The 12697-nt window shown below is 63.1% G+C and carries 14 protein-coding genes and 1 riboswitch; of the genes, 9 read left to right on the forward strand and 5 right to left on the reverse strand.

Annotated elements, in window-relative coordinates:
- The 3 genes from EOA38_RS13990 to EOA38_RS14000 all read right to left on the reverse strand — a co-directional run.
- A partial coding sequence (locus EOA38_RS13990; RefSeq protein WP_127299442.1) for an ATP-binding cassette domain-containing protein occupies positions 1-743 on the reverse strand: 743 nt, incomplete at its 3' end.
- A gap of 80 nt (positions 744-823) precedes the next feature.
- Positions 824-1795 (reverse strand): PQQ-dependent catabolism-associated beta-propeller protein, encoded by a 972-nt coding sequence (locus EOA38_RS13995; RefSeq protein ID WP_126092880.1) that lies wholly within the window; start codon positions 1793-1795, stop codon positions 824-826.
- Between the two features lie 19 nt (positions 1796-1814).
- The gene (locus EOA38_RS14000) at positions 1815-3053 is read right to left on the reverse strand and encodes an ABC transporter substrate-binding protein (protein ID WP_126092881.1); all 1239 of its coding nucleotides are present in this window, start codon (positions 3051-3053) and stop codon (positions 1815-1817) included.
- A gap of 387 nt (positions 3054-3440) precedes the next feature.
- Between EOA38_RS14000 and EOA38_RS14005 the strand changes: the two genes are divergently transcribed.
- The 7 genes from EOA38_RS14005 to EOA38_RS40330 all read left to right on the forward strand — a co-directional run bounded on the left by EOA38_RS14005 (position 3441) and on the right by EOA38_RS40330 (position 8394).
- Complete coding sequence (locus tag EOA38_RS14005) at positions 3441-4568, forward strand: S-(hydroxymethyl)glutathione dehydrogenase/class III alcohol dehydrogenase (protein WP_126092882.1); 1128 nt, start codon at positions 3441-3443, stop codon at positions 4566-4568.
- 67 nt (positions 4569-4635) lie between these two features.
- Positions 4636-5205 carry an S-(hydroxymethyl)glutathione synthase gene (gene gfa, locus EOA38_RS14010; RefSeq protein WP_126092883.1) on the forward strand — a complete coding sequence of 190 codons (570 nt, stop codon included), beginning with the start codon at positions 4636-4638 and terminating at the stop codon, positions 5203-5205.
- Between the two features lie 65 nt (positions 5206-5270).
- Positions 5271-5738, forward strand: coding sequence for a YaiI/YqxD family protein (locus tag EOA38_RS14015; protein WP_127299443.1), 468 nt, complete (start codon positions 5271-5273; stop codon positions 5736-5738).
- A gap of 25 nt (positions 5739-5763) precedes the next feature.
- Positions 5764-6444: a DUF1345 domain-containing protein gene (locus tag EOA38_RS14020; RefSeq protein ID WP_127299444.1), complete on the forward strand. Its 681-nt coding sequence runs from the start codon at positions 5764-5766 to the stop codon at positions 6442-6444.
- 102 nt (positions 6445-6546) lie between these two features.
- The gene (locus tag EOA38_RS14025) at positions 6547-7425 is read left to right on the forward strand and encodes a cytochrome b/b6 domain-containing protein (RefSeq protein ID WP_127299445.1); all 879 of its coding nucleotides are present in this window, start codon (positions 6547-6549) and stop codon (positions 7423-7425) included.
- Position 7426: 1 nt separating this feature from the next.
- On the forward strand, positions 7427-8218 hold the full coding sequence (locus EOA38_RS14030; protein WP_127299446.1) for a molybdopterin-binding protein: 792 nt from the start codon (positions 7427-7429) through the stop codon (positions 8216-8218).
- A complete protein-coding gene (locus EOA38_RS40330) occupies positions 8218-8394 on the forward strand; it encodes a hypothetical protein (RefSeq protein WP_245480826.1) in 177 nt (58 codons plus the stop codon). Before EOA38_RS14030 ends, EOA38_RS40330 begins: the two co-directional genes overlap by 1 nt.
- A gap of 294 nt (positions 8395-8688) precedes the next feature.
- On the opposite strand, the gene EOA38_RS14040 is transcribed toward EOA38_RS40330, so the two are convergent.
- Complete coding sequence (locus tag EOA38_RS14040; protein WP_127299447.1) at positions 8689-9252, reverse strand: DUF3011 domain-containing protein; 564 nt, start codon at positions 9250-9252, stop codon at positions 8689-8691.
- 89 nt (positions 9253-9341) lie between these two features.
- On the opposite strand from EOA38_RS14040, the gene EOA38_RS14045 reads away from it, so the two are divergent.
- A complete protein-coding gene (locus EOA38_RS14045) occupies positions 9342-10172 on the forward strand; it encodes a transporter substrate-binding domain-containing protein (RefSeq protein WP_127299448.1) in 831 nt (276 codons plus the stop codon).
- 2 nt (positions 10173-10174) lie between these two features.
- On the opposite strand, the gene EOA38_RS14050 is transcribed toward EOA38_RS14045, so the two are convergent.
- Positions 10175-11179, reverse strand: a complete 1005-nt coding sequence (locus EOA38_RS14050; RefSeq protein WP_126093474.1) for a hypothetical protein — start codon at positions 11177-11179, stop codon at positions 10175-10177.
- A 255-nt stretch (positions 11180-11434) separates the two neighbouring features.
- Positions 11435-11521: riboswitch (glycine riboswitch) on the forward strand.
- Between the two features lie 149 nt (positions 11522-11670).
- Here EOA38_RS14050 and gcvT point away from each other — a divergent pair.
- Positions 11671-12697 (forward strand): glycine cleavage system aminomethyltransferase GcvT (gene gcvT, locus EOA38_RS14055; protein ID WP_127299449.1); only part of this gene is annotated, 1027 nt, incomplete at its 3' end.

The following is a 12697-nucleotide window of genomic DNA, read 5'->3' on the forward strand; positions in this document are numbered from 1 at the left end:
CTCGAAAAGGCCTCGCCGATCGAACCGGCACCACTTGCCTTGACGACGTCGGCCACCTTGCCCTTGGCGACCAGGTCACCCTGCCTGAGCACGACGACATGGTCGCCGTCATCGACTTCGTCGATCAGATGCGTGGCCCAAAGCACGCCGATGCCCTCCGTCTCGACCAGCTTGCGGATGGTGGCAAGAATGCCCGCGCGCGACTGGATGTCGAGACCGACCGTCGCTTCGTCGAGCAGCAACAGGGAAGGGCGGTGGAGCAGCGCCCTGGCGATCTCGATGCGCCGCATCTGGCCGCCGGAAAGGCTGCGAGCCTTGTCATGCTGGCGGCCCTGCATGTCGACCGTCTCGATCAGCGCCGCAATGCGCTGCCGGGCTTCGTGCCGTCCGATGCCATGCAGCGAGGCGTGATAGGAGAAGTTCTGGTATACGCTCAGATCGAGGTCGAGCGTGCGTGCCTGGAACACGATGCCGACACGTCTGAGCGCCTCGCCGGAAGCACGGCTGACGTCGTGGCCGAAGATGCGGATCGATCCGTGGCGCGTGTCGTAAAGGTGGCTGATCAACGAGAACAGAGTTGTCTTGCCGGCACCGTTGAGACCGAGGAGCGCGGTGAAAGTCGCCGGCGCGATCGAAAACGAGACGTCGTTGAGCGCCCGCTTCGGACCATATGAATGGCTGACGCCGGCGACGTCGAGCGCCGCCACCTCGTCTCCCGTTTTCCCCGTCCCGGCATGCTGCATGGATGGCTCCTTCAGGATGCTTACCTAGCGCGCTCGACCTCGATGGCCTCGGGGGCAGGCCTCAGTCTTTCGGCTGGTTTCTATTGGGGCGATATGACCACGCCCCAGGGCTGCTGGCCGACGGTGACCGACTGAATCGGCTCGTCGGTCGCCGTATCGATGAAAGTGATATCGTTGGAATTGCCGTTCGTGGTGATCAGTGTTTTCTGATCGGGGGTGAAGTCCAGATGCCAGACGCGTTGGCCGACGAGGATGTACTTTTCCACCTCGTAGCTTTCGGTGTTGATCACCGCGACATGGTTCGCCGGGCCGAGCGCGACATAGGCCTTCTTGCCGTCGGCGCTGATGGCGATACCTACCGGCTGAATGGTTTCGGCCCGCAGTCCAGGAATCGCGAACTTGATCTTCTTCACGACCGCGCGCTTGGCGTTATCGATGACGCTGACGGTGCCGCCGACCTCGGCACTGACCCAGACCTGCGATCCGTCGGGCTTGAACGCGGCGAAGCGCGGGCGCGTGTCGACCAGCACGTTGTCGGTTACGTCATGGCTCTCGGTGTCGATGAAGTGCGCCATGCTGGTGGTTTCTGAGGTATTGACCATGGTCTTGCCGTCCGGGCTGACGGCCATGCCTTCCGGTTCCACGCCAACTGGAATCTCGCTCTTGACCTCCTTGCTGTCGACGTCGATCGCGGTGACCAGATTGTCGTTTTCGTTGGCGGCGTAGAGCGTCTTGCCGTCGGGCGAAAGCACGAACAACTCGGGATCGTCGCCGGAGGGCAGCGTGCCGACGACCTGCAGCGTCTGGGTATCGATGATTTGGATCATATTGTCGTCGCTGGCGCACAAATAGATGAACTTGCCGTCGTGCGAGATGGTGATGCCGCGCGGTCTCTGGCCGACGTCGACGGTCTTGACCACCTGCATGGTCACAGTGTCGACGACGGTCATCGTATTGTCCTTCTCGTTGGAGACATAGGCCGTGTAGGCCGATGCCGGGCTGGCCATGATGCCGGTTGCGAGAATGGCGAGTACGCGAGCTCGTCTCTGCACGAATTCCTCCCGATTGGCGCTACTTGAGAACGCATTTCGTTTCCGGTTGATCGATGCCGAGGGTGTCGAGCTCGGAGACCTGGTGGAGATAGCCTTCCTGGGGGGATGTCGAAACGACCGATTTGGTATCGCCGAGCATGATCGGCTGGCGCAGCTGAAGGTTCCATTTGCGGAAGGTCAGCTTCTGTCCCTTGAAGGCGGCGACCGAGAAATCGTCCGAGCGGATGTAGTCGCTGATCTTTTTCGGATCGTCGCCATTGATGCGCGTGGTGGCTTCGCCGACGGCCCGCACGGCCGTCCAGGCCGACATGTCCTTGGACAGCATTCGTCGGCCTGTCGTCTTCAGGAAGCGACTCTGCATCTGGATACCGCCCCATTGTTCACTGGCGGGATGCCATGACGATGCCACGAGACCGGCCGTGCCTGCGACCAGCCGCGATGTCCAGGTGCGGTAGGGCACGTAGGTCCCGAACACCTCGCTCTCGTCGGCCACAAGCAGCACGTCATGCTCCGGCAGGTCCTGCGTGAATACCGAGATCTGCAGCTGGATCTGCGTGGCGCCAGTGTCGGTGCGCCTGGCTGTGCCGGTGTCCTTGAATTCCTTCTCGGCGACGATCTGGCCGCCGAAGCGGGCTGCAGCGCGGCGCAACGCGTCCGCATAGAGGTGGTCCTGCTCATGCGAACCGTAGAGCAGCGCCCAGTTCGGCCATTTCTTGACCATGAGATACTGCGCCAGCGCGTCGGCGAGCATGCTTCGCGTCGGCGCGATGTGGAAGACATTTATGCGGCAGTCCTCCTCGCGCAGACTGTCGTCGGTGGCGCCGATGTTGAATATCAGCACACCTTTGTCGCGAGCGATGTCGGCGATCGACAGCAACTGCTTGGCCGAGAGGTCCGCAACAACATAGCGGTCGCCTTTGGCGATCAGGTCGTCGAATGCCTGAACCGCATCGGATTCCGGCTTTATCTCGGTGACGTCGAGGCTGAATTTCTGATTGATGAACTTGCCCGTCGTATTGTTGTCGCCGATGGCGACATTGGCGCCGGCGACACCTTCGTCGCGCGGCGGCGCATCGAGCAGGGAAAGCGTCAGTCGCGGCGCGTAGGCCCGTAAATAGCCTATCTTGATTTCGGTTGTCTTGCTTTGCGGCTTGATAGCGCCCGCCGGCTGCAAGGTCGGTTGCTGGGCCAACGCGCCTGCGGTCAGGGACAGAAAGCACAAAAAGGCCACCAAGGTGCCCGGCACCGCACTTGTCATCGACAAAATTACCACTTCTTGCGCTTGCTCGGTCGTTGCCGGACTAGCGCGAAGCCAAGGTGCCCCAAGGCGAGCTTAGTGAAGCTGCGGGATTTATCAACCTCGTGGGCAGACGTCCTGGCTCTGCTTTAGTCCTATTCCCGCGGCAAGGAGGTCGGCGTCACGGCTTCCGGGAAACTGCGCGGAAAGTGCAGAACTCTCAGCACACTACCATAGCGGGCTGCCTTGAGGCGGGTGGGGTGGAGGACCTTGGTAGAATAGACTTATGAGATGGATCGTTCGATTATCGCGACCTCACGGCAACCAGGAAACGGACATTTTGTTGCGAGGCAGGCCTTAAGCCCGCCGGAATATGAAATTCGTCGATAGCCTTGGGAGGAATGCCTCATGAAAACGCGTGCCGCAGTCGCTGTTGGTGCCGGAAAGCCGCTTGAGATCATGGAGGTGGACCTCGAAGGCCCGCGCGAGGGCGAGGTGCTTATCGAGGTGAAGGCGACCGGCATCTGCCACACCGATGAGTTCACGCTCTCGGGCGCCGATCCGGAAGGCATCTTTCCGGCCATCCTCGGCCATGAGGGCGCCGGCATCGTCGTCGATGTCGGCAAGGGCGTGACCTCGGTCCGGAAGGGCGACCATGTCATCCCGCTCTACACGCCCGAATGCCGGCAGTGCCCGTCATGCCTGTCGCGCAAGACCAATCTGTGCACCGCCATCCGCGCCACGCAGGGGCAAGGCCTGATGCCCGACGGCACCTCGCGCTTCTCGGTCAATGGCGAGAAACTGTTCCATTACATGGGCTGCTCGACCTTCTCCAACTTCACCGTGCTGCCGGAGATCGCGGTCGCCAAGGTCAACCCGGACGCCCCCTTCGACAAGATCTGCTACATCGGCTGCGGGGTGACCACCGGCATCGGCGCGGTGATCAACACGGCCAAGGTCGAACAGGGTGCCACCGCGGTGGTCTTCGGCCTCGGCGGCATCGGCTTGAACGTCATCCAGGGTCTTCGCCTTGCCGGCGCCGACATGATCATCGGCGTCGATGTGAACAACGACAAGAAGGCCTGGGGCGAGAAGTTCGGCATGACGCATTTCGTCAATCCGAAGGAGATCGACGGCGACATCGTGCCTTATCTCGTCAACATGACCAAGCGCGGCGCCGACCAGATCGGCGGCGCCGACTATACCTTCGACTGCACCGGCAACACCAAGGTGATGCGCCAGGCGCTGGAGGCCTCGCATCGCGGCTGGGGCAAGTCGGTCATCATCGGCGTCGCCGGCGCCGGCCAGGAGATTTCGACCAGGCCGTTCCAGCTCGTCACCGGCCGCACCTGGATGGGCACCGCCTTCGGCGGCGCGCGCGGCCGCACCGACGTGCCGAGGATCGTCGACTGGTACATGGAAAAGAAGATCCAGATCGATCCGATGATCACCCATACGCTGAAGCTGGAGGACATCAACAAGGGCTTCGACCTCATGCATGAGGGCAAGTCGATCAGGAGTGTGGTGGTTTACTGAAGCAATGCCGCTGGGCCGCGGGCCCGAAACGCCCGTGACCCTTGTGGTCAACATGGAGGAAGGACGAATGGCCGAGAAACTGCATCCGAAGATCGACAATGGGCTGCCCAAGGAGAGCGCATCCTTTACCGGCGGCACGCTGGTCTGCGCCTGCACCAGCAACCCGGTGAAGGTGAAGGTCAAGGGCCAGATCGCCCACAACCACGCCTGCGGCTGCACCAAGTGCTGGAAGCCGGAAGGCGCGCTCTTCTCGGTGGTTGCCGTTGCCGCCAGCGGCGACGTGACCGTCACCGAGAACGGCGACAAGCTGAAGGTCGTCGACTCCTCGGCCCTCATCCTGCGCCATGCCTGCACCGGCTGCGGCGTCCACATGTACGGCCCGGTCGAGCGCGACCATGCCTTCAAGGGCCTGTCCTTCATCCATCCCGAGCGCTTCGAGGAGGACGGCTGGTCGCCGCCGGGCTTCGCCGCCTTCGTCTCCTCGATCATCGAATCCGGTGTCGACCCGAGCCGCATGGCCGGCATCCGCGCCCAGCTCAAGTCGATCGGGCTCGAACCCTATGACTGCCTCAGTCCCGGCCTGATGGACTATATCGCCACCTGGACCGCGAAGAAGTCGGGAGCCCTGGCGGCCTGACAAGTCCTGCGATTTCTGCCATGGGGCTGGCTGACACGCCGGCCCCATGTTCGTTTGGAGTGACGATGCCCGCACCCACCATCTACGTCGATGCCGATGCCTGCCCGGTGAAGGCCGAGGTCGAGAAGGTAGCCGAGCGCCATGGCGTCATGATCACCTACGTCTCCAATGGTGGCTTGCGCCCCTCGCGTGATCCGATGATCCGCAACATCGTCGTGTCAAAGGGCGCGGACGCCGCGGACGACTGGATCGTCGAGAACGCAAAGCTCAACGACGTCGTGGTGACGGCCGACATCCCGCTTGCCGCGCGCACGGTCGCGCTCGGTGCGCATGTGCTGGGACCCACCGGCCGGCCGTTTACGCCGGAGACCATCGGCATGGCGATGGCGATGCGCGATCTCAAGCAGCATCTGCGCGAGACCGGCGAAAGCCGCGGCTTCAACGCCGCCTTCACCCCGCAGGATCGTTCGCGCTTTCTCGGCGAACTCGACCGCATCTTGCGGCGCGCGTTAAAATCCGTCACACCGGACTAGAAAAACCGTCGCCATCAGGCCGGCTATGACCACCGATACGCCCATCAGCGACCCGTTGCACCGGCACATGCAATTCGCGGTATCGGCCTGTGTCGGCGCCGCCGCGTTGGCAATCGCGCTGCTCCTGCGCGCGCCATTCCCCTATTCGATCTCGATCGGCGCCAATGCGTTCTTCGCCGCCTTTATCATTCTCGTTCTGCGTCAGATGCCGCGGCTGACGGGCCGTTATCTGAGCAAGAACGCGCGAGAGATCGATCTGCCGCTTCTGGGCATCTTTGCCATCACGCTCGCCGTCGTCGGCGTCGCCATCGTCCTGCTGTTCCAGCTGATCAATCACAAGGGCAGCAGTCCCATCGTGCTGAGTTTCGCGTTGCTGTCGATCCCGCTTGGCTGGTTCGCCATCCACACCATGGCAGCGCTTCACTACGCGCATGTCTATTGGATGGATGGGGATGCGCTTGATGCCGAAACCAAGAAGAGGATGCCGGTCGGCGGCCTCGAATTCCCCGGCGGCAAGCGGCCGGAAGGCTGGGATTTTCTTTACTTCGCGACTGTCATCGGCATGACCGCGCAGACTGCCGACACAGGGATCACGACCTCGCATATGCGACGCGTCGTGCTTGTCCATTCGATCCTGGCGTTCTTCTTTAACACCGTCATCGTTGCTGCCGCTGTCAACCTCGCCGTCAGCCTCGGCAGCCCGTAATAAATCCGTGATCGAATGAAACACCGCTTGGGTTGGCGACGTATTGGGGAGAGAACGCTACGCTGAGGCCGCCACGGGATTGCGGCCAGAAGGGCAAGAACAATGGAAACCATTGCCAGGAGCCAACCCGCCACAGAGGCGGATGCCGCGCCGAAGGATGCGACGCTGATTTACCGGCAGTCGCGCTGGACGCGGCTGACGCACTGGCTGTGGGCCTTTTCCCTGTTCTTCATGCTGCTTTCCGGCCTGCAGATCTTCAACGCGCGACCGCAGCTCTATATCGGCAAGGAATCCGGTTTCGGATACAACAACACGATCCTCCAGATCGGCGCCGAGAACACCGACAACGGCCCGCGCGGCTTCACCCAGATTTTTGGCCATCACTTCGACACCACCGGCGTGCTCGGCTGGTCCGGGCCGCCTGGGCAGGAGACGCCGCGCGCCTTCCCGGCCTGGGCGACAATCCCGTCCTACTACGACCTCGGCACCGCGCGCGTCGTGCATTTCTTCTTCGCCTGGGTGCTTTCCGCCACTTTGCTCGTCTGGCTGATTGCGGGCCTCGTCAACGGCCATGTCCGTCGCGACCTCGCGCCGCGCCTGGATGATTTGCGCAGGCTGCCGAAAGACATCGTCGACCACGCGAAGCTGAAATTCCACCACACGCGCGAATACAACACGCTGCAAAAAATGGCCTATGGTGGCGTGCTTTTCGTGCTCTTGCCGCTGATGATCATCACCGGCCTTGCGATGTCGCCGAGCATGAATTCGGTGCTCCCTTGGCTCAATGAAATCCTGGGCGGCCGGCAGACGGCGCGCACCATCCACTTCACGGTCATGGTGCTGCTCGTCCTCTTCTTCATCATCCACATGCTGATGATTCTGGCGGCCGGCCCGATCAACGAGCTGCGCTCGATCATCACCGGCTGGTACCGCACGGACCCCCCCGAGAAACACGACGAGCCGGCCGAAAGGAGCATCTGACATGCCCAAGTTCCAGATAAGCCGAAGAAAATTCCTCACCTCCGCCAGCCTCGGCCTGTCCGGCATTATGCTGTCCGGCTGCGATGCCTTCGACAGCGGGCTCGGCATCGGCGGCGGCCTGCGCAGCTTCCTCGAAAACGCCAATGGCCTGACCTGGCGCGCGCAGCGCCTGCTTGCCGGCCGCGACGCACTGGCGCCGGAATTCACCGAGGCAGACATCCGCCAGCCGCAGCGCCCGAACGGCGTCACCGCGCCCGACGACGACACCTATAAGGGCCTGCTTGCCAACAATTTCGCCGACTGGCGCCTGGAGGTTACCGGCCTTGTCGAAAAGCCGCTGTCACTCACCCGCGAGCAGCTCCAGAACATGCCGAGTCGTACCCAGATCACGCGCCACGATTGCGTCGAAGGTTGGAGCTGCATCGCCAAATGGACCGGCACGCCGCTGTCGCTGGTGCTCGACCAGGCTGTGGTCAAGCCGCAGGAGCGTTACGTCATGTTCCACTGCCTCGACACGATCGAGCAAAGCCTGTCTGGCGACATCAAATACTACGGCACCATCGACCTGATCGACGCCCGCCATCCGCAGACGATCCTGGCCTACGGCCTCAACGGCAAGCCGCTGCCGGTCGAGAACGGCGCACCGCTGCGCGTGCGCGTCGAGCGCCAGCTCGGCTACAAGATGCCGAAATATCTCTACAAGATCGAGGTGGTCGACAGCTTCGCCAATATCGGCGGCGGCCGCGGCGGCTATTGGGAGGACAATGGCTACGACTGGTATGGCGGCATTTGATGGCCCCTCGCCTGCAGGCCAAGCACGATCTGGCGCCGACCGAACTCGATGCCATCGAGGAGCGGTTGAACGGCGACAACCGGCGCCTTGTCGGCCGCGACGATGACCGGAACCTGGTCTTTGCGTTGCGGGACAAAACCGGACACGCTGTCGGCGTCGCCGCCGGCTATTCCTAGGCGGGGATCGCCGAACTCAAATTGATGTGGGTCGAGGAATCCTGCCGAGGTGTCGGCCATGGCAGGAAGCTGTTCGAGGCTTTTGTCTCCGAGGCGATCGCTCGAGGCGAGCGGCGCAGTGGGTCTCGACACACGACTTCCAGGCGCCGGGCCCTCGACGAAAAAGCCGGCTTCGAGCGTATGGCCGAATTCGGCCCGAAGGCCATTCCAACATCATCCTTTGCAAGACGATGGCTCCCCGATAGGCAGCACCCGGACGGTCTGGCGTTCAGCACGCAGACCTTGGCGGCGCGATCATTCGTCGTCCTGCGTGTCGTCCGGATTATCCACCATGCAGCCGACGCCGTGGCATCCCTGATAGTTGCCGTGGGTATCGAAATTGGGATTGCCTTCCCTGTCGAACTGCGGCGTCGGGTCGATCCATCGGTCGTCGCGGCGCGGCTGTGGCCTCGGATAGTAATTGTCTGAATGGTGGCCATGCTGGTTGTTGTTATCGAGGATCGCGCCGACGATGCCCCCGACAATGATGGCCGCCGCCGCATCGCCGGGAGACGGCCTGCGGCCGGAGCCGGCGACCAGGAATTCCGCCGAGCAGCCCTTGTCCACCCAGACGCCGCCGCCGTCATAGCCCCAGCTTGTGCCGTACTCGCAACGAGACTTCGACAGCCGGTTGGTCAGTTGAACGCCGCCGCGCGTGTCGACCCCGCAATAGGAGTAGCGATAGTCCGCGCTGGAGCAGACCACGCGTCTGGGGCCTGCCGCCTGCGCTCCCTCGGGCAGAAGCGACAGCTTTGCCGGATTGCCCAGGAAGCAAGCCAGGAACATCATCGAGCCGGTAACTGCCATCCGCGCCGACATTGGCAAATCTCCATCAGGTTCCGCTATCGACAGAATGGCACCGCTGTGTAAATCTGACAACCGGAGGGGCCAGCAGCGAGGTTATATTCATGCGAGCTAAGATAGTCGCCGCGATTATACTTGCCTTTTCTGCCTGGTTTGCTCTTTTGCCGGCACGCGCCGATGACAGCCTCAAACATGTCATCGATCAGAACACGCTGACGGTCGGGGTGGCAATCAATCCGCCCTGGATCCTCAAAAAGGCCGACGGGAAATTCGCGGGCTACGATGTCGATCTGACCAATGCGCTCGCCTCGGATCTCGGCGTTGAATTGAAGCTGGTCGAAGTACCCTGGAACGACCTGAAGACGCGGCTGCTCAAGGGCGACTTCGACCTGATCGCGGCCGGTTATGCCAACACGCCGGAGCGCGCCCGCGACGTCGTGTTCTCCAACCCCACGGGCACCGCCGACATTCGCATGGTTGCCTCAGTAGCCAGCGTCGGCAGGCGGCCAGGCAAGGCGCTGACGGCGCCCGGCTACAAGATCGCCGTGCTCTCCAATTCGACCGACGAGGCGGCGGCCAAGGAGGCTTTCCCGAAGGCGGAGATCTTATCCTTCGCCAACACCACCGACGTCTTTGCGGCTCTCATCGGCGGTGACGCGCAGGCCATGGTGGCCACGTCGCCGACGCCGCAGATGGCGGCCAGGCTCTATGACGCGAAATTCAAGCTGGTGGGTGGCCCGCTGCTGCGCACGCCGGAAGCCTTCGCCTTGCGCCCTGATGACATTCGCCTCGTCCAGTACGTCGACAACTGGATCGGCGCGCGCACCGCCGACGGCACCATCGCCGGCATCCGCCGCTACTGGTTCGGCGGCTTCAAATGGATGTCGCGCTTCGACACCAACGCCAAGCCGGACCAGGCCAAGCCGAAGCAGTAGCCTCAAGCCACCTTGTCGAGCAGCGGCTTCAGCGCCGGATGGATTTCCGGCGAGGCGTGCTTGATCAGCGTCAGCAGCGCGCGCTCATTGTCGCGCAGCGGACGCCGTCCATCGCCGACGCGCTCGGCAAGCCACCTGGCCTCGCCGGCGTCGATCGTCTCGGCGCGGCGGGCAAGCGCCTCGGCCGCCCTGTTCTTGGCTTCCCACTCGGCCTCGATGTCGCCGGGCGAATGGTAGGCTTCCATGATACCGGCGAGCCCGCCCGACACCATGCGGCTGAAGAAGCCGCCGATCTCCGGTTCGGCATGCTCCAGGAAGGTTTCGTGGCGCAGCGCCACCTCGCGCGTCGGCGGCTCGTAACCGGCCGAGCACATGACGTAATTGGCGATCGCCTTGACGAAGAGGTCGTTCCACGACGGATCGTTGCTGGCGGCCGCGGTCCGGTCGTTGATCCGGAACAGGATCTCGGCTTCGGCCTTGGTGACGGCGATGTTGCCGTGGCCGCCATAGGCATAGAGGATGCGGCGCAGAAGATCGACCTCGGCCTCGGCGATCAGCCCGGGTACAAGGTTGCCGCCAAGCATCAGCGGGCCTTTGCCGGCGATCACCGCATTGGCGACCTGCTCCAGCGCATAGGCCGAAAGTTGGCTGGGTGAGGATTTCGCCTCCTCCAGCACATGCACCAGAAGCTCGAGTTCGGTGCGGCTGTCCACCATGCCGTCGCGCGAGATGGTGCGGACCAGCCAACCGGCGTTCTCCTCGGAGATATAGCCCTCCGGTTTCTCCTGATAGACGATGTAGTCGGTCACCGCCTCGACGAAGAACAGCGCCCATTCCGGGCACTTGTCCCGTGCCGTCTGGTCGAGCGCGAAAAGCGCCTCGGCCTCGCCGCGGCTCACGACGCCGTCGGCGAACACTTCGCGCCGCAGCATCGTCACGTCCTCGGCCGTGATGCAGTTCTTGGAGGTCAGCCCTGCCACCGGAGCGCTCATGATCGATTCGCCCATCTGCCGTCCCTGCCCGTCGCCTGTTGCCGGCGAACCCAATGCATTGTCCGATTGAGCCTTATCAGCATTGTCTTGAGAAACCGGCAAATGACGTGGTTAGCGAAGACTTGTCAGCCAATGCATGCGGAAGCGCAGCAGCCGTCATTTGCAGGCCGGCATCACCTGAATATCAACACACCTAGATGTCGCTGGGAGGTGACAAGGTGTCGCCGACGGGCTATGGATGGCGCGTCGGGGACTCAGGCGACTGAGTCCCACCTGTTTGCGGGAGAGAGCAGCGAGAGCTGTCGCCGAAGGGGAAATCGCCCGAAATCTCTCAGGCAAAAGAACCGTTGACGGGAAAGACAACTCTGGAAAGTCGGGATTTTTCCCGCGCCGAAGGTGTAAGCGCTGCCGACAGAGTTACGGGGCGCGAGTCTCTCAGGCTTCAGACAGAGGGGCACGGACTGGACCGCGATTGGCGGTCGATTGCGTGCGACTCTGGAGATGACATGACGGGCGAAGACACCAAACACCTACCCCTCGAGGATTTGCACGGCGCGGCCGGCGCGCGTTTTGGCGCATTTGCCGGCTGGTCGATGCCACTCACCTATCCACCCGGCGTGATGAAGGAGCACCTCCACACGCGCGAGCATGCCGGCCTATTCGACATCTCGCACATGAAGCTGTTCGAGGTCGGCGGTCCGGGAGCCGCGGCGCTTCTCAATCGCGCCTGCCCGCTCGATGCCGGCGTGCTGGAGATTTCCCAATCCAAATACACTTTCTTGCTTAATGAGGCCGCCGGCATCAACGACGACCTGATCGTCACAAGGCTCGGCGACAATCGCTTCATGGTGGTCGCCAATGCGGGCAACGCGGCGGAGGACGAAAAGCACCTGCGTGCGCTGGCCGCTGATTTCGACGCCAGGCTCGAGCCGCTCGACCGCGTCTTCCTGGCGATCCAGGGCCCGGATGCCTGGGCAGCCCTTTCGCGCGCCGGCATAGAGACCGGCTCGCTGCTGTTCATGCACGGCGTCGAGCCTCGGCCAAACTGGTTCATGAGCCGCTCAGGCTATACCGGCGAGGACGGTTTCGAGATCGGACTGCCGGAGGCGGACGCCCGAGATCTTGTCGCCAAGCTGCTGCGGGACGAGCGCGTGCAATGGATCGGCCTTGCCGCCCGCGACAGCCTGCGGCTGGAGGCGGGGCTGTGCCTGCACGGCCAGGACCTGACACCCGAGATCGATCCGGCAAGCGCCGGGCTGATGTGGGCCATCCCCAAGGAAGTCCGCGCCTCCGGTGGTTTCATCGGCGCCGACGCGTTGCGCTCGATCCTCGAGCGCGGGCCGTCGCAAAAACGCGTCGGCCTGAAGCCGGATGGCCGCCAGCCGGTGCGCGCCGGCGCGGCGCTGGTCGACGCCGACGGCAAGCCGGCCGGCCACGTCGCCTCGGGCGGCTTCGGCCCTTCGACAGGCCACCCGGTCGCCATGGGATACGTCAACACCGCGCTGGCCAAGTCCGGTACCAGACTGTTCGCCG

It is taken from the genome of Mesorhizobium sp. M1E.F.Ca.ET.041.01.1.1, assembly GCF_003997355.1.
Taxonomy (GTDB): domain Bacteria; phylum Pseudomonadota; class Alphaproteobacteria; order Rhizobiales; family Rhizobiaceae; genus Mesorhizobium.